A 16,485-nucleotide genomic window follows, 5' to 3' on the forward strand; every position below is an offset into this window, starting at 1 on the left:
ATGCGCGCTGTGGTCACGCTGTCTCTGGCCGGCGTATTGCTTCTCGCTCCGGCGGTCGCATTCAGCGCCGAAGGGGGACCCGGCGGCGCGGTGGTCCAACCGTTCGCGGCGCCCGTCGTGCTGCGAGGCACGCTGGGTGAGCGCCAGATCCAGATGCAGCTGCGCCCGAAGACGGGCGAAGAGGGCATCGAGGGGGATTATTTCGCATTCGGCAGTTCAGCCAAGGTGCTGCTCGCGGGCGAAGCCGACGCAGGCGAACTGGTGATGGAAGAGTCCGAGAACGGCACCGACGTCTCCGGCCACTGGCTCGGCACGGTGAATGGTGACAGCATCAGCGGCAACTGGGAGTCGCTGGATGGCTCGGTCCAGCGGCCTTTCCAACTGCAGGTGGTCCGCGCAGACAAGAGCAGGCCGGCCGCTGCGCCGCGCCCGGCAAAGCAGGCGGAAGCGAGCAAGCGGCCGTGAGCCGGCAAGACTGAACCAGGCAACTCATCAGGAGGCGGCGTGACCCAGCCCAAGAAATCCGTCCAGACCGCGCTGATCCACAGCGACTACACCGCGCCGCCGGGCTTCGCCGCCTTTCCCACCGCCATCCACCATGCCTCCACCGTCCTGTTCAAGGATGTCGCCTCGCTGCGTTCCCGGAACTGGCAGGACAAGAACGCTTATACCTACGGCCTGCACGGCACGCCGACCACCTTCACCCTGGAAGCCCGTCTCGCCGCGATAGAAGGCGGCAATCACTGCCTGCTGGCGCCAAGCGGGCTGGCGGCGATTGCCATGGTCGACCTGGCGCTGCTGCGCACCGGCGACGACGTGCTCATTCCCGACAATGTCTACAACCCGAACCGGGAAATGGGTCGCTGGCTGGAAAAGGATTTCGGCATCACGGCACGTTTCTACGATCCGCTCATCGGCGCCGGCATCGCCGAACTGATCCAGCCGAACACCCGCCTGATCTGGACCGAGGCGCCCGGCTCGGTGTCGATGGAGGTGCCGGACGTGCCGGCCATCTGCGCCGTCGCCCGCGGTCGGCGCGAGCAGGGCCAGGACATCCTGGTGGCGATCGACAATACCTGGGCGGCCGGGCTGGCTTTCCCGGCCTTCGATCACGGCGTCGACATCGTGATGCAGGCCCTGACCAAGTACCAGTCCGGTGGTTCGGACGTGCTGATGGGCGCAGTGATCACCCGGGATAAGGCGCTGATCCATCGCATCGAGATGGCCCACATGCGCCTGGGCATGGGCGTGTCCGCCGACGATGCCTACCTGGTGATGCGCGGCCTGCCGACGATGAAGATGCGCTTCGAGGCCCACGACGCCGGCGCCCGCAAGGTGGCTGCGTGGCTGAAGCAGCGGCCGGAGATCGCCACCGTGCTGCACCCGGCATTCGAGGATTGCCCGGGGCACGACATCTGGAAGCGGGACTTCACCGGCGCCGGCGGCTTGTTCTCGGTGATCTTCGATGAGCGCTACAGCGAGGCGCAGACCGATGCCTTCATCGACAGCCTGCGTCTGTTCAAGATCGGCTACAGCTGGGGCGGTGCGAACAGCCTCTGCGTGCCATATCGCATGCAAGCCATGCGCTGGCACTGGCCGCACCAGGGCCAGCTGGTGCGCTTCAACATCGGGCTGGAGGCGCCGGACGACCTGATTGCCGACATCGAGCAGGCGCTGGCCGGGCTCGCTTCCTGAGCCGCCCGGCAGCGCTACCCAATTTTCACGGCATCGGCTTGTTGTCGTTCAGGTAGATGAAGCCCTTGATCAGCCGGTAAGCCTTCCACACCCAGGCAACGGACCAGATCAGCCATGCCAGCGGGATGCCGATCACCGTCAGGAACAGCACGCCGCCCAGCGCCATCCAGATGAAATACCACCAGAACGAGCGTATCTGCCAGGAATGATGGCTGTAGACGAAGGTGCCGGCGGTGTCGTCGCGCTTGACGTAGTTGAGGATCAGCGGGATCCAGGAAAAGGCGCCGAGCGAGAAGAAGAAGCTGGCGGCGTGAAACAGGTATAGCCACCAGGCCAGGTTCTTGCCGGATTGCAGGTTGTTGTCCAGTACCAGTTCCTGAGCCATCGCATCTCCTCACTAGAGTGGGTGGGGAATCAATCGAACAGGTTTAAGATGCCGTCCAACCCCACAAAATTCAATGCCACATCGGCCTGCGTGCGCACGACCGGCTTGGCGCGGAAGGCTACTGAGAGGCCGGAAATACCCATCATCTTCAGGTCGTTGGCGCCGTCGCCCATGACGATCGCCTGCCGGGTGGAAATGCCCAGTTCGGCGCAAACCCGTTCCACAGTGCGCTTTTTCTCGTCGGCATCCACGATGCCGCCCACCACCTTGCCGGTCAGCTTGCCGTCTGCTACCTCAAGCAGGTTGGAATGGGTGTAGTCCAGCGCCAGCCTTTGCTTCATGCGGTCGGTGAAGAAGGTGAAGCCGCCCGAGACCAGCAGCGTCTTCAGGCCGGCGGCCTGAACCGCACGCAGCATGTTTTCGGCGCCCGGCGACAGTTTCAGGCGCTCGTCGTAGACCCGCTGCAGCGCGGAAGCATCGAGGCCCTTCAGCAGGCTGACGCGGCGCTTCAGGCTTTCCTGGAACTCGATCTCGCCGCGCATCGCCGCCTCGGTGATTTCCGCCACCTGCGGCTTGAGGCCCTGCATGTCGGCGATCTCATCGATGCATTCGATGGTGATCAGGGTGGAATCCATGTCCATCGCCACCAGGCCGAAGTCGCTCAGCTTGCGGCCGGGTTCGATGAAGGTGGCATCCAGCTTCGCCTCGAAGGCGGCTTGGCCGACCTCCGCCTTGAGCGCCGGATCGGCGGACACGCCTTCGCACCGGAAGGCGAGCGGGGAAAGCGCCACGACATGCTTGGCGCCAGCGATGCGGGCAATGCGGTCCACGGCCGGCCGGTCGGCCGACAATCCTTGCAGAATCAGGTTCATGTTCGAATCGTTGTTGAGTAATCTTGTCAGGCCGCCAGCGAGCGGATGGTGGTCTTCACCTGGCCGACGCGGGCGGCGAGGTCAGGCATGGCGGCCGTGATGCGCAGCTTGTCCTGGCCGTTCAGCTTGATATGGCGGTTCTTCTGCACCAGTTCGATGATGCGCATCGCGTCCACCGGCGGATTCGGCTGGAATTGCAGCACCGCCGACTCCGCATGGGCATCGATCTTGACGATGCCGATCTGCTTGGCCGACACCCGCAGGCGGTGCGTCTCCACCAGCGCCTTGACCGGGTCCGGCATCTTGCCGAAGCGGTCGATCAGTTCCTCCTGCATGCTGTCGATGGCATCCTGCGTCTCGCAGTTGGCGAGGCGCTTGTACAGCGACAGGCGCTCGTGCACGTCGCCGCAATACTCGTTGGGCAGCAGGGCCGGCACATGCAGGTTGATTTCGGTGGTGGACGCCAGCGGCGCCGCCAAATCCGGCTCCTTGCCGTTCTTGAGCGAGCGGATGGCTTCGCTCAGCATGTCGGAGTAGAGCTGGAAGCCGACCTCGTGCATCTCGCCCGACTGGTTCTCGCCCAGCACTTCACCGGCACCGCGGATCTCCAGGTCGTGCATGGCGAGGTAGAAGCCGCTGCCCAGTTCCTCCATCTGCTGGATCGCTTCCAGGCGGCGCTGCGCCTGCTTGGTCAGACCCTGCACATCGTGCACCAGCAGGTAGGCGTAGGCCTGGTGGTGCGAGCGGCCGACGCGGCCGCGCAGCTGGTGCAGCTGCGCCAGGCCGAACTTGTCGGCGCGATGCATGACGATGGTGTTGGCGGTCGGCACGTCGATGCCGGTCTCGATGATGGTGGTGCAGAGCAGGATGTTGAATCGCTGGGCGACGAAGTCGCGCATCACCTTTTCCAGGTCGCGTTCATGCATCTGACCGTGGGCCACGGCGATGCGCGCCTCGGGCAGCAGCCGCTCAAGCATCTGGCGCCGGTTCTCGATGGTCTCCACTTCGTTGTGCAGGAAATACACCTGGCCGCCGCGCTTGAGCTCCCGCAGGCAGGCTTCGCGCACCACCGATTCGTCCTCGCGCCGCACGAAGGTCTTGATCGCCAGGCGCTTCTGCGGCGCGGTGGCGATGACGGAGAAGTCGCGCATGCCTTCCAGCGCCATGCCGAGGGTGCGCGGAATCGGCGTGGCGGTGAGCGTCAGCACATCCACTTCGGCGCGCAGCGCCTTCAGCGCCTCTTTCTGGCGCACGCCGAAACGGTGCTCCTCATCGATGATGACCAGGCCCAGGCGCTGGAACTTCACTTCGCTGGACAACAGCTTGTGGGTGCCGATGACGATGTCCACCGTGCCTTCGGCCAGGCCCTTGATCGCCGCCGACACTTCCTTGCCGGTGCGGAAGCGCGACAGCTCGGCGATCTTCACCGGCCAGTCGGCGAAGCGGTCGGCAAAGGTCTGCGCATGCTGCTCCGCCAGCAGGGTGGTGGGCGCCAGGATGGCGACCTGCTTGCCGCCCATCACCGCGACGAAGGCGGCGCGCAGCGCCACTTCCGTCTTGCCGAAGCCGACGTCGCCGCAGATCAGGCGGTCCATCGGGCGGCCGCTGGTCATGTCCTGGATCACCGCATTGATGGCAGCGCTCTGGTCTGGCGTCTCGTCGAAGCCGAAGCTTTCGGCGAAGGTTTCGTAGTCGCGCGCCGAGTACTGGAAGGCGTGGCCCTGGCGCACCGCGCGTCGCGCGTACAGGTTGAGCAGCTCGGCGGCGGTGTCGCGCACTTGCTGCGCCGCCTTGCGCTTGGCCTTTTCCCACTGGCCGGAACCGAGCGAATGCAGCGGCGCGTCCTCGGGCGAGGCGCCGGAGTAGCGGGATATGACGTGCAGCTGCGACACCGGCACGTAGAGCTTGCTCTCCTTGGCGTACTCCAGGTGCAGGAACTCGGTTTCGCCTTCGCCGAGATCCATGCTCACCAGGCCCATGTAGCGGCCGATGCCGTGGTTGACGTGCACCACCGGGTCGCCGATCTTGAGTTCCGACAGATCGCGCACCATCGCGTCGACCTGGCTCGTGGCTTCCTGGCGTTTGCGGCCGGCGCGGCGGCCGCTGCCGGCATAAAGCTCGGTCTCGGTGATGAAAGCCAGATTGCCCAGGTCCGGGCCAAGCTGGAAGCCGGCGTGCAGCGGCGCCACGCCGAGCATCACCCGGCCGTCGCTGGCGGCGAAATCCTCGAAGCCGGCGCAGCCTTCCAGGTCGAGCTTGAACTCGCTGAAGTACTGCTGCAGGGTTTCGCGGCGGCCGCTGGAGTCGGCGCAGATCATCACCCGCTTGTCGGTCTGCAGCAGGAAGGAGCGCAGGTTGGCAAGCGGATCGTCGATGCGGCGATTGACTGCGATATTGGGCAGCGGCGCCGAGATTTCCGACGGCTCATCCGATGGCTGCAACACCATGCGGCCGTGCGGCTTGGCCAGGGTGAAGAAATCGTCGCCGGTGAGGAACAAGTCTTGCGGCGGCAGCAGCGGCCGTTCCCGGTCCGATCTCAGGAATTGGTAGCGCGACTGGGTGTCGCTCCAGAAGCGGCGGATGGCTTCGTCGACATTGCCGACGAAGGCCAGCGTGGCATCTTCCGGCAGGTACTGGAACAGGGTGGCGGTTTCATCGAAGAACAGCGGCAGGTAATACTCGATGCCGGCCGACGGCACGCCGTTGCCGATGTCCTTGTAGATCGGCGACTTGGTCGGATCGCCCTCGAACACTTCGCGCCAGCGCTTGCGGAAGGCGGTGCGGGAGGCTTCGTCCATCGGGAATTCCCGCCCCGGCAGCAGGCGCACTTCCTTCACCGGATACAGCGAGCGCTGGGTGTCGGCATCGAAGGTGCGGATGGTCTCGATCGCCTCGTCGAACAGGTCGATGCGATAAGGCAGGGCCGAGCCCATCGGGAACAGGTCGATCAGTCCGCCGCGCACCGAATACTCGCCGGGCGACATCACCTGGGTGACATGCGCATAGCCGGCGAGCGTCAGCTGGGTCTTGAGGCGGGCTTCATCGAGGGTCTCGCCCTGCTTGAAGAAAAAGGTGTATGCGGCGAGGAAGGAGGGCGGCGCCATGCGCAGCAGCGCGGTGCTGGCCGGCACGATGAGCACGTCGGACTGGCCGTTTTGCACGTCATACAGGGTGGCCAGGCGCTCGGAAACCAGATCCTGGTGCGGGGAAAACGCATCGTAGGGCAGGGTTTCCCAGTCGGGCAGCAGGTGGCAGCGCAATTCCGTGCCCTGGCGGTGGGCGAACCAGGGAATCTCAACCAGCAGGCGCTGGGCATCGGCGGCATTGGCAACGACGATGGCCAGCTGACGCTTTTCCGCCTTGAGCCGGAGGCCTGCTTCCGCCAGGACGAAGGAATCGGCGGAGCCGTGGACGGCCGGCAGGGCGTGGCGGTGACCGGGTTTGGGAAGGGCGTTCTTGAGATCGAATGACATCGGTATGGAAGACGGCAAGCGTTCCAGTCCGAGGGAGCCCGCGCTGCCCGGCTGAAACAATGAACCGGAGATTATAAACGAAGGCATTTGCCGGCCCCGGCGCCTCCCGGCTGCTGTTGGAGTGCCGGGCTAAGGTATGATTCCCGTTCCCGATAGCAAACCATGACAGCGCCTGGACCACCGGCCAGCCGCTGCGCGCCATTTGATGAGTTCCACCCGTTTCCATGCCCTGATTCCCGCCGCCGGCGTCGGCGCACGCCTCGGCGCGACCCTGCCCAAGCAGTACCTGCCGCTTGCCGGCAAGCCGATGCTGCTGCATGCGCTCCAGGCCTTCGTCGATTCGCCGCAGATCGACCGCATCCACCTCGTCGTCAGCGCCGCGGACGGCTATGTCGATGAGGCCCTAAGTGCCGAGCCCGAACTGCAGGGCAGGGTGAACGTCCTGCGCTGCGGCGGCGAGACCCGCAAGGCGTCGGTGCTGAACGGCCTGCGCACGATCGCCGGCGAAACACGGGTAAACGACTGGATCCTGGTTCACGATGCCGCTCGACCGGGGCTGACGCCGCAACTGGTGAGCAAGCTCATCGACGCCGTGGCCGACAGCCCGGTGGGCGGCTTGCTGGCGCTGCCGGTGGTGGATACGCTGAAGGCCGCCGATGCGAACGGAAGCGCCGAACGCACCGTGCCGCGCGCCGGCCTGTGGGCGGCGCAGACGCCGCAGATGTTCCGCCATGGCCTGCTGCTGCGGGCGCTGGAAGCCGCCGGCGAAATCACCGACGATGCCAGCGCGATCGAAGCGCTCGGCCTGCGCCCGCTGCTGATCGAAGGCAGTCCGCGCAACTTCAAGGTCACCCTGCCGCACGACATTGCGCTGGCCGAACTTTATCTGAAAGGACAAGCATGAAGACCACGATCCGCGTCGGCCAGGGCTACGATTGCCATGCATTGGTACCGGGCCGCAAGCTGATTCTCGGCGGCGTGGATATTCCCCACGCCAGCGGCCTGCTCGGCCACTCCGATGCCGACGCGCTCCTGCATGCAATCACTGACGCCATGCTCGGCGCAGCGGCGCTGGGCGACATCGGCCGGCATTTTCCGGATACCGATGCCGAGTTCGCCGGTGCCGATTCGCGCGCATTGCTGCGGGAAGCCTGTCGCCGGGTGAGGGCAGCCGGCTATCTGGTGGGGAACGTCGATGCCACCATCATCGCCCAGGCGCCGAAGATGGCGCCGCACATTCCGCAGATGGTCCTGCATGTGGCCGAGGACCTGGGCATCGCGCCGGATGAGGTGAACGTCAAGGCCAAGACGAACGAAAGCCTCGGCTGGGAAGGCCGGGAAGAAGGAATTGCCGCGCAGGCGGTGGTGCTGCTGGTTCGGGCGTAAGGAATTTCCGGGCGGAAGAATCAGCCGCCGCCGATGCCTTCCACGATCTTGCCGGTGCCGCCGCAGTTCGGGCAAGGGGTGCCGTCGCCCAGTTTGCCCTTGCCGCTGCATTGGGGGCACAAGTCCTCGCCGGTGCCCGGGGTGCCCGGCGCGGCTTCGTCGCCCGGATTCATTTGCGAACCGGGATTGCCGCCCTGGTTGCCGCCCTGGTTGCCGCCTTGATTGCCTGCATTCATGGAGCCTCCTCTTGCCGATCCGGACGAACGGAACATCCCGCGATGATCCGGGATGCGGACTTGGTAGATTGCTCACGAAGAGGGAAGTTCAGCGGCGGCGCAGACGGCGAGCGGACTGGTCAGGCGGCGGGCAGGGTGATGCCCGCCTTCAGGCCGCCGCCCTCCCGGTTGGCAAGCTTGAGTTCGCCGCGATGGCGCTTGACGATGCGCTCGACGATGGCCAGGCCGAGGCCGGAGCCGTTCGCCTGGCTGCGGGCGACGTTGAGTCGGGTGAAAGGACGCAGCAGGCGCTCCAGTTCGCTGTCGGGAACGCCGTCGCCATGGTCGGCGATCTCCAGCAGCGCCTTTCCGCCTTCCAAGCGGCAGGCAATGTCGATGGTGGCGATTTCCTCGTCTTCCTTCTTGCCGTAGCGGCGCGCATTCTCGATCAGGTTGTTGATGACGCGGCGCAGGTCTGTCGCATCCCCTTGCACATGGATGCCATCGGCAACCCGGGCATCGATGCGAACGTCGGGCAGGCGCGCCGCTTCCTCCGCCGTCTGCGTCAGCAGGCCGCTCAGATCGACGCGGGTGAACTTGGCGACATCGGTCGGCCGGGCGTAGTCGAGGAACTGGCCGATGATGGCATCCATCTGGGTCAGGTCGGACTGCATGCCCTTGCGTGCATCGTCCGGCAGGTGGGCCATTTCCACCTCCAGCTGCATGCGCGCCAGCGGCGTGCGCAGGTCGTGCGAGATGCCGGCGAGAATCACGGCGCGATCGGACGCCACCCGCTCGAGGTCGTCCACCATCTGGTTGAAGCTGCGGTTGGCCTGGCGGATCTCCGCCGGCCCGCTTTCCGGCAGGGGAGGCGGGCGCTGGCCGGCAGCGATGGCGCGGGTGGCGGCGGTCAGGTTGGCCAGCGGCTGGTTGATCAGCCGCGAGATGAACACCGCGCCCACCAGCGCCATCAGCAGGGTGATGGTGCCCCAGCCCAGCCACTGGATGCCGGACACCCGCTCGATACGTTCGCGGTCGAGGCGCAGCCAGTATTCATCATCCTCGATCTTGAAGCTGATCCAGAAGCCGGCGACGTCATTGACCCGGCCGGCGAACTTGGTATCGGCGCCCAGGTTGTCGCGCACCGTGTCGCGCAGGATGGGCAGCAGCACGTTGTCAGGCGGCGGCTCCACCTCATCGCTCTTTTCCAGCGGATAGATGCGGATCCCCTCGTTGCTGGCGAGATCGAACAGCAGTTCGCGCCGCAGGTCGGGCGCGGAGTGGGTCAGCGCGGCCCGGGTGATGGTGACGATGGAAATGATCTGGGCCGCCAGCTGCTGGGCGCGCGGCGTGCGCTCGACGACCCGGAAGCTCGCGACCCAGGCGGCGAGGCTGGCGGTGATGAGAAAGGCAAGCAGGAAGAAGGTGCGCCACAGCAGGCCGCTCTTCAGCCAGCCGAGGCGGTTCAGCTTGCTCCGCATGCTGGAAAAGGGGAGCGCGGATTCTTCGGGCGAACTGATCAGCGCGATTGTCCTTCGGGAATGAACACGTAGCCGAGGCCCCAGACGGTCTGGATGAAAGCAGGGTTGGAGGGGTCGCTCTCGATCAGCTTGCGCAGGCGGGAGATCTGGACGTCGAGGCTGCGGTCGAACACTTCGTATTCGCGGCCGCGAGCCAGCTCCATCAATTTCTCGCGCGACAGCGGCTGCCGCGGATGGCGGGCAAACACCTTCAGCACCGAAAACTCGCCGGTGGTGAGGCTGATGCTCTCGCCATTTTTCTTCAGGGTGCGGGTGCCGAGATCGAGCACGAAATCGCCGAAGGCGAAGGTTTGCGGCGTTTCCGACGGCGCACCGGGAATCTCGTCGGGACCCTTGCGGCGCAGGACGGCGTTGATGCGCGCCACCAGCTCGCGCGGATTGAAGGGCTTGGGCAGATAGTCGTCGGCGCCCATTTCCAGGCCGACGATGCGGTCCACGTCCTCGCCCTTGGCGGTGAGCATGATGATCGGCGTCTGGTCGCCGGCGCCGCGCAGGCGGCGGCAGATCGACAGGCCATCCTCGCCGGGCAGCATGAGGTCGAGCACCAGCAGATCGTAGCGCTCGCGCAGCCAGAACTTGTTCATGCTCTGGGCATTTTCAGCGGTGACGACATTGAATCCCTGCTCCGACAGGTAGCGGCGCAGAAGATCGCGCAGGCGCGCATCGTCGTCCACGACGAGGATCTTGGCCTGGTGCGCATGCTGGGAGACGGCGCTGGCGTTGCCAGCAAGATTTGTCGTATTCATGGCGCTATGGTAAGGTCGACTAGCGGGTTTTGATAGAGGAATGACGTAGTATTACAGCTTGTTACACACTTTACCCCAAACGGGTTACGTCCCGGTTCGCAGCGGCCTACACTGGGACATCTCGATACCTGCTTGCCGTGGACGCTGATGCCCATATATGTGAGAAAGGCAGAGACGATTCACGGAACAACGGTTGATCTCATGGCGCTCAAGCAATTCACTCTGGCAGTTCTGTTGACCGCAAGCGCGGTTGGCGCGCTCGCCCAGCCGGGACATTTCGGTCAGGCTGGCAGGGAGATCCTGCGCGGCTTTTTTACGCAGAAGACCGACTATGACCCGAGTTCGGATCGGCAGCAACCGGTCCAGCAGCAAGGCGCCCAGCAGATGCCTCAGAACCAGGGCTGGCAGAGCAGCGGTTATGGCGACCAAGGCAGCCAGAATGCCCAGGGAGGCGGCGATCAGGGCGGCCAGCGCCGCCAGGATAACAACAGGATGTCTCCGGACGACCGGCGCCGCCTGCGCCAGCAGATCGAACAGGCCGGGCACGAAGTGTATCAGCGGCGTCATTAAGCCGAACTCCTTGCCGTGCGGCATTTGATTTCCATCAAGTTGTGAATTCAAGTGATGTTTCTGGCGGCGTCTTGCCCGCAAGACGGGCGCTGAAGCGGCCCAGCAGTTCATAAAGGCGGGCAAGTTCATCGTCCCATTCCTGCAGAGCTGACTGCTGGCGCTTCAGGGTTTCCCAGTCCCCCCTGGCGGCCGGCCCGGACAGCGCGGCCTTCGGTCCCGCCGCGAGCGCATTCCTCACCGCATGCATGGCCAGCGGCGCCATCATCTGCAATGCCGTTTCCGGCGCGATGCCGGCCTTGCCATAAGCTTGAACGGCGATGTCGAGCAGGGTCACCGGATAGTTGGCGGCGAATACCGCCGCGGCATGATAAAGCGTTTTGGCATCCGGATCGATGCGCACCAGACGCGCGCCGAGCGCCGCGAACCCCGGTTCGAGCACCGCCAATGCCTGTTCGTTTCCTTCGACGCCGCAGAAGGTGCCGGCGAAATCGCTGATCACGTTTTCCGGCACCGCAAAGCTGCGGATGGGATGGACGCTGGCGATCAGAGCCCCGCGGGCTTCGACCGGCGCAAGGAGCGCGGAGGGCAAGGCGCCGCTGCAGTGAAATACGATACGCCCGGCAAAATCCAGTGGGGTCCGCGCCAGCACCGCCGCCGTTTCGGCGATCGCGCCGTCGGGCGTGGCGATCAGGATGGCATCGGCTTCCCGCATGTCCGCGATTTCCGAAAGCGGCCGCCCGCCGCCGATGAATCGAACCGCGTCGGCCGCGCTTGCCGCAGAGCGGTTGACCACGTCGCCGATCGCGAAGACGCCGGCCTGCTGCCACATCCTGCCGACTGTCCTGCCGAGCGCTCCGGCGCCGATGATGTTGAGGGTCTTCATGCCTGCTCCAGGTTCAATCATCCCGGCTGCGCTGCGACTGCCGCCAATCCTGCTCCAGCAGCGAGTAGCAGTTCAGATCATGGTAATGCCCGGACCAGTAAGCCTGTTCCCGGTGCACACCCTCGTAGCGAAAGCCGAGGCGCTGCGCGAGCTGGATCGAATCATGGTTGTCGGGGTGAGTCTCGGCCTGGATACGGTGCACCTGCATGCGGTCGAAGCCGTAGTCGATTACCGTTTCCAGCGCTTCGCGCATATAGCCCTGGCGACGGCAATCGCGGGCCAGCTCATAGCCAATGACGCAGTTGCGCCAGCTCTTGTTCCAGCGGAACAGACCGCAGGTGCCGATGAGGCGCCCATCCAGCCGGCGCTCCAGCGCCCAGCGGAAGCCGGTGCCGGCCACGAACCAGCCGGAAAACATGTCGGCCAGCTGCTCCGCCTGCACGCGCTGGGTGACCGGCTCGACGCCATACCATTTCATCCATTCGACGTCGGAGTGGATGGCGAAGAGCGCATCAGCATCCTGCATGGTGACGCGGCGCAGGCGCAGGCGTGCGGTGGACAGCGTGGGGAAGAGCAGGCTCATCGGCACCGGCCTTGTCAGGAGGGGTTGAGGATTCAGATGCGCCGAGTCTAAATCAATTCCGGAAGCGGATGGCGGGCGCCACCGCCCAATACTCGCCTTCGGTCGGATGAACCTGGCGCGACACCATGCCGCGCTCCCGGAACAGCGAATGCTGCAATGCCTCGTCCATGCGCAGAACCGGCGTGACGCAGCAATCGGCATCGGCGAACAGCGCGGTCCATTCGGCCTGGGTACGCTGGCGGAACAGCGCATCGAGGTCGGACTTGATCGCCATCGCCTCCGCGCCGCCGACCTGCTGGCCGAGGCTCCAATGGCGATGAGCGAGATCGGAGCGGCCGAGGCGCTCGCACACTGCCTGCCAGAACTTCAATTCGAGCGCCCCGACCGCCATGAAACGGTCATCGCTGGTCCGATAGACGTTGTAGCAGGGCACGCCGCCGGTCAGCAGGTCACGGCCGGGCGCGGCGCTGCGGCCCTCGTTGTTCACCGCCACCAGGGGCATGATGTTGTGCGCCAGGACGCCGTCGGTCATGGAAATGTCGACGAAGCGGCCAGCGCCGGTGGTCCTGGCGCCGATCAGCGCGGCAAGAATGCCGGAGACCGCCTGCTGCGCGCCGCCGAGCAAATCTGCCACCTGCAGGTTGGGCAGGGCGGGCGTGCCGTCCGGACCGGCGTTCTGCTCCAGCATGCCGGACAAGGCGAGATAGTTGATGTCGTGGCCGGCCAGCGCGGCGAACGGGCCGTCCTGACCGTAGCCGGAAATCGCGCACATCACCAGGCGCGGATTGCCTTGCTTCAGGGTTTCCCAGCCCAGGCCAAGGCGGTCCATCACGCCGGGGCGGAAGCTCTCCACCACCACATCGGCCAGCCTGGCCATCTCCAGGAATTCGCCGCGTTGAGCCGCGTCCTTCAGGTCCATGCGCAGCATGCGCTTGCCGCGGTTGACGGCGACGAAGAACTGCGACACCTCGGCCCGCACCTTGCCCATGGTGCGGGCATAGTCGCCGCTGCCGGTGTCTTCTATCTTGATCACCTCCGCGCCCAGGTCGGCGAGATGCTGCGTCGCCAGCGGGCCGGGCAGAAGGCGGGTGAGGTCGAGCACGCGGACGCCGTGCAGCGGCAGGGCATTCGAAACGGCGGCTTTCTCCATGCTGCATCCTCCAGAGGGGCGGGTGGGACAATCCCTGCTACAGACGGTTTGTCCGCCCGGGTGATCGGTCAGGCGCCGACGCGCTCCAGCGCGTCCTGCTGTTCCAGCCACTCGGTTTCGAGCTGTTCCAGTTCCTTCGCCACGTAAGCCTGGTCGAGGATGAGGGACTTCAGTTCCTCCTTTGCGCCATCTTCGTAGATCGCAGGGTCGGCCAAGCGTGCGTCGATCTCCGCCTTGCGCTGGTTGAGCTTGACCAACTGCTCGTCCAGCCGCTTGATGCGCGATTCGATCGGCTTGCGCAGGGCGGACAGGCGTTGTCTTTCCTCCGCCTCGCGTCGGCGCCGCTCCTGCCGGTCTTCCGTCGGCACCGGGGCGGATTCGGCCGCCGCCTTCGCCTTCGTGCCGCCATCGGACGCTGGATCGGCCTTGCCGAGCCGGGTCTTGAACAGCCAGTCGCGGTAGTCGTCGAGATCGCCGTCGAATGGATTCAGGCGGCCGTCGGCCACGATGAAGAACTGGTCGGTGGTGGCGCGCAGCAGATGGCGGTCGTGCGAGACCAGCACCAGGGTGCCCTCGAACTGCGCCAGCGCCATGGTCAGCGCCTCGCGAGTCTCGAGGTCGAGGTGGTTGGTCGGTTCGTCGAGCAGCAGCAGATTCGGCCGCTGCCAGACGATCAGCGCCAGCGCCAGCCGCGCCTTCTCGCCGCCCGAGAACGGGGCGATGGACGAAGTCACCATGTCGCCGGGGAAATTGAAACCGCCGAGGAAGTTGCGCAGGTCCTGCTCGCGCGCATCCGGCGCCAGCTTCGTCAGGTGCCAGAGCGGCGACTCGTCGTGGCGCAGCATTTCCACCTGGTGCTGGGCGAAATAGCCGATCACCAGGCCCTTACCGAAGCGGGCATCGCCCGCCAGCGGCTGCAGTTCGCCGGCGATGGTCTTGATGAAGGTCGACTTGCCGGCGCCGTTCACGCCGAGCAGGCCGATGCGCTGGCCCGTCTGCAGCGAGAAATTGATGCGGGAAACGATGGTCTTCCCGTTGCCGTCCTCGACCTGGTAGCCGGCATCCACATCTTCCATCACCAGCAGCGGGTTGGGCGAGCTGAGCGGCTCTCGGAACTCGAAGGAAAATTCGGCGGCGGCGCGCAGCGGCGCGATCTCTTCCATCTTCGCCAGCATCTTCATGCGGCTCTGCGCCTGCTTGGCCTTGGTGGCCTTGGCCTTGAAGCGGTCGATGAAGGATTGCAGATGGGCGCGCTGCCTTGACTGCTTTTCGAAGGCGGCCTGGCTCAGCGCCATCTGGGCGGCGCGCTGGCGCTCGAAGGCGGAGTAGTTGCCGCTGTAGCGGATCAGCTTGCGCTGGTCGATGTGGACGATGACGTTGACCACGCCGTCGAGGAAGTCGCGGTCGTGCGAGATGATGACCAGCGTGCCGGGATAGCGCTTGAGCCAGTCCTCCAGCCACAGGATGGCGTCGAGGTCGAGGTGGTTGGTCGGTTCGTCGAGCAGCAGCAGGTCGGAAGGACACATCAGCGCCTGCGCCAGGTTCAGGCGCATGCGCCAGCCGCCGGAGAAGCTGGCCACCGGCCGCTGCATCTGTTCCAGGGTGAAGCCGAGGCCGGTAAGCAATTGCTGGGCGCGGGAGCGGACGGTATAGGCATCGGCATCGGCCAGCGCCGCATGCAGCTCGGCGATGCGGTTGCCGGTGTGGTGGCTGTCGGCCTGGGCTTCGGCCTGTGCCAGATCGGCTTCCAGTTGGCGCAGGTGAACGTCGCCGTCGATGGCGTATTCGAGCGCCGCACGGTCGAGCGCCGGCGTTTCCTGGGCGACGTAGGCCATGCGCCACTTCGCCGGGAAATCGACGCTGCCCTGGTCGGCATGCAGCTCGCCGCGCAGCACTGCGAACAGGCTGGACTTGCCGGCGCCGTTGGCGCCGATCAGGCCGATCTTGTCGCCGGGATTGAGGGTGAGGTCGGCGTTTTCCAACAGCGGTTTGACGCCCCTCGTGAGACTGACTTGCTGAAACCGTATCATCGCTTCTTCAGTTGGCTTGCGGTGAGCAGGAACACCATGTCGTCGCCCGCGGAGGTGGAGAGCCAGGTGAGCTCCATGTCGCCGAAGGCTGCCTCGGCGTATTCGCGTTCGTTGCCGATCTCGACCATCAGGACGCCGTTGCGGTTAAGGCGCTCGGCGGCGCCGTCGACGATGCGCCGCACCAGGTCCATGCCATCCGCGCCGCCGGCCAGCGCGATCTGCGGTTCATGCCGATACTCCTGCGGCAGGCGCTCCATGGAATCCGCATTCACGTAAGGCGGGTTGGTGATGATGAGGTCGTATTTCTTCTTCGGCAGCGCTTCGTAGAGATCCGACTGGACCAGGTTGATCCGGTCTTCCATTTCATAGTCGGCGACATTGCGCTTGGCTACCGCCAGCGCATCCGGGGAGATGTCCACGGCATCGATGGCCGCATTCGGAAACGCATCCGCCATCATGATGGACAGGCAGCCGGATCCGGTGCACAGCTCCAGGATGCTGGTGATGCCGTCGGGGTCGGCCACCCAGGGCGCGAACTGCTCGGGAATCAGCTCGGCGATGAAGGAGCGCGGCACGATCACCCGTTCGTCGACCGTGAAGCGGTAGTCGCCCAGCCAGGCTTCGCCGGTGATGTAGGCGGCCGGCACGCGCTCCATCGCGCGGCGCTCGATTACCTTCAATACCGCCTCCACTTCGTCCGGCAGCAGCTTGGCGTCGTAAAAGGGTTCCAGCTTGTCCAGCGGCAGCGAAAGCGTGTGCAGCACCAGGTAGGCAGCTTCATCGAAGGCGCTGGCGGAGCCGTGGCCGAAGAACAGCTTTTCGCGATTGAAGCGGGTGACCGCATAGCGCAGCAGGTCGCGCACGGTCGACAGGGTGTTAGGGTTCATGCCAGGAATGTTGATGGGCGGCATGGCCGCCGTTGAAAACGGGAGCGGCGCCGAAAGGCGCCGCCATGA

At 65.4% G+C, this 16,485-nt stretch carries 16 protein-coding genes; 4 read left to right on the forward strand and 12 right to left on the reverse strand.

Annotated features, from left to right (window positions below; translation table 11 throughout):
• Positions 1–465, forward strand: coding sequence for a hypothetical protein (locus tag CHB88_RS11420; RefSeq protein ID WP_176442421.1), 465 nt, complete (start codon positions 1–3; stop codon positions 463–465).
• Between the two features lie 39 nt (positions 466–504).
• On the forward strand, positions 505–1,695 hold the full coding sequence (locus tag CHB88_RS11425; RefSeq protein ID WP_089399454.1) for a cystathionine beta-lyase: 1,191 nt from the start codon (positions 505–507) through the stop codon (positions 1,693–1,695).
• 25 nt (positions 1,696–1,720) lie between these two features.
• Here the strand turns inward: CHB88_RS11425 and CHB88_RS11430 are convergent, their stop codons facing one another.
• The 3 genes from CHB88_RS11430 to mfd are packed head-to-tail and all read right to left on the reverse strand — an operon-like array spanning position 1,721 to position 6,425.
• On the reverse strand, positions 1,721–2,080 hold the full coding sequence (locus tag CHB88_RS11430) for a DUF4870 family protein (protein ID WP_089399455.1): 360 nt from the start codon (positions 2,078–2,080) through the stop codon (positions 1,721–1,723).
• Positions 2,081–2,109: 29 nt separating this feature from the next.
• Positions 2,110–2,952: a phosphoserine phosphatase SerB gene (gene serB, locus CHB88_RS11435; protein WP_089399456.1), complete on the reverse strand. Its 843-nt coding sequence runs from the start codon at positions 2,950–2,952 to the stop codon at positions 2,110–2,112.
• Between the two features lie 26 nt (positions 2,953–2,978).
• Positions 2,979–6,425, reverse strand: coding sequence for a transcription-repair coupling factor (mfd, locus tag CHB88_RS11440; RefSeq protein WP_089399457.1), 3,447 nt, complete (start codon positions 6,423–6,425; stop codon positions 2,979–2,981).
• Positions 6,426–6,630: 205 nt separating this feature from the next.
• Here mfd and ispD point away from each other — a divergent pair, with 205 nt between their 5' ends.
• Both ispD and ispF read left to right on the forward strand, forming a co-directional pair.
• The gene (gene ispD / locus CHB88_RS11445) at positions 6,631–7,329 is read left to right on the forward strand and encodes a 2-C-methyl-D-erythritol 4-phosphate cytidylyltransferase (RefSeq protein WP_089399458.1); all 699 of its coding nucleotides are present in this window, start codon (positions 6,631–6,633) and stop codon (positions 7,327–7,329) included.
• On the forward strand, positions 7,326–7,811 hold the full coding sequence (ispF, locus tag CHB88_RS11450; RefSeq protein WP_089399459.1) for a 2-C-methyl-D-erythritol 2,4-cyclodiphosphate synthase: 486 nt from the start codon (positions 7,326–7,328) through the stop codon (positions 7,809–7,811). The genes ispD and ispF overlap by 4 nt, the downstream gene beginning before the upstream one ends.
• Before the next feature lie 20 nt (positions 7,812–7,831).
• Here ispF and CHB88_RS11455 read toward each other — a convergent pair whose 3' ends face one another.
• The 9 genes from CHB88_RS11455 to prmB form a co-directional block, all read right to left on the reverse strand.
• Positions 7,832–8,047, reverse strand: coding sequence for a hypothetical protein (locus CHB88_RS11455; protein WP_089399460.1), 216 nt, complete (start codon positions 8,045–8,047; stop codon positions 7,832–7,834).
• A gap of 119 nt (positions 8,048–8,166) precedes the next feature.
• Positions 8,167–9,507, reverse strand: coding sequence for an ATP-binding protein (locus CHB88_RS11460; protein ID WP_089399461.1), 1,341 nt, complete (start codon positions 9,505–9,507; stop codon positions 8,167–8,169).
• Between the two features lie 38 nt (positions 9,508–9,545).
• Complete coding sequence (gene ompR / locus CHB88_RS11465; RefSeq protein WP_089399462.1) at positions 9,546–10,313, reverse strand: osmolarity response regulator transcription factor OmpR; 768 nt, start codon at positions 10,311–10,313, stop codon at positions 9,546–9,548.
• 84 nt (positions 10,314–10,397) lie between these two features.
• The gene (locus CHB88_RS24420) at positions 10,398–10,934 is read right to left on the reverse strand and encodes a hypothetical protein (RefSeq protein ID WP_143131222.1); all 537 of its coding nucleotides are present in this window, start codon (positions 10,932–10,934) and stop codon (positions 10,398–10,400) included.
• Positions 10,918–11,766 (reverse strand): Rossmann-like and DUF2520 domain-containing protein, encoded by an 849-nt coding sequence (locus CHB88_RS11475; protein WP_089399464.1) that lies wholly within the window; start codon positions 11,764–11,766, stop codon positions 10,918–10,920. The genes CHB88_RS24420 and CHB88_RS11475 overlap by 17 nt, the downstream gene beginning before the upstream one ends.
• 13 nt (positions 11,767–11,779) lie before the next feature.
• Positions 11,780–12,349: a GNAT family N-acetyltransferase gene (locus CHB88_RS11480; RefSeq protein ID WP_089399465.1), complete on the reverse strand. Its 570-nt coding sequence runs from the start codon at positions 12,347–12,349 to the stop codon at positions 11,780–11,782.
• Positions 12,350–12,401: 52 nt separating this feature from the next.
• Entirely contained in the window at positions 12,402–13,499 is a 1,098-nt protein-coding gene (locus tag CHB88_RS11485) for a CaiB/BaiF CoA transferase family protein (protein WP_089399466.1), read from the reverse strand.
• Between the two features lie 68 nt (positions 13,500–13,567).
• Positions 13,568–15,529 carry an ATP-binding cassette domain-containing protein gene (locus CHB88_RS11490; RefSeq protein ID WP_089399467.1) on the reverse strand — a complete coding sequence of 654 codons (1,962 nt, stop codon included), beginning with the start codon at positions 15,527–15,529 and terminating at the stop codon, positions 13,568–13,570.
• Positions 15,526–16,416: a 50S ribosomal protein L3 N(5)-glutamine methyltransferase gene (prmB, locus tag CHB88_RS11495; protein ID WP_089399589.1), complete on the reverse strand. Its 891-nt coding sequence runs from the start codon at positions 16,414–16,416 to the stop codon at positions 15,526–15,528. The genes CHB88_RS11490 and prmB overlap by 4 nt, the downstream gene beginning before the upstream one ends.
• Positions 16,417–16,485: the final 69 nt, after the last annotated feature.

It is taken from the genome of Noviherbaspirillum humi (genome assembly GCF_900188095.1).
Lineage (GTDB): Bacteria > Pseudomonadota > Gammaproteobacteria > Burkholderiales > Burkholderiaceae_D > Noviherbaspirillum > Noviherbaspirillum humi.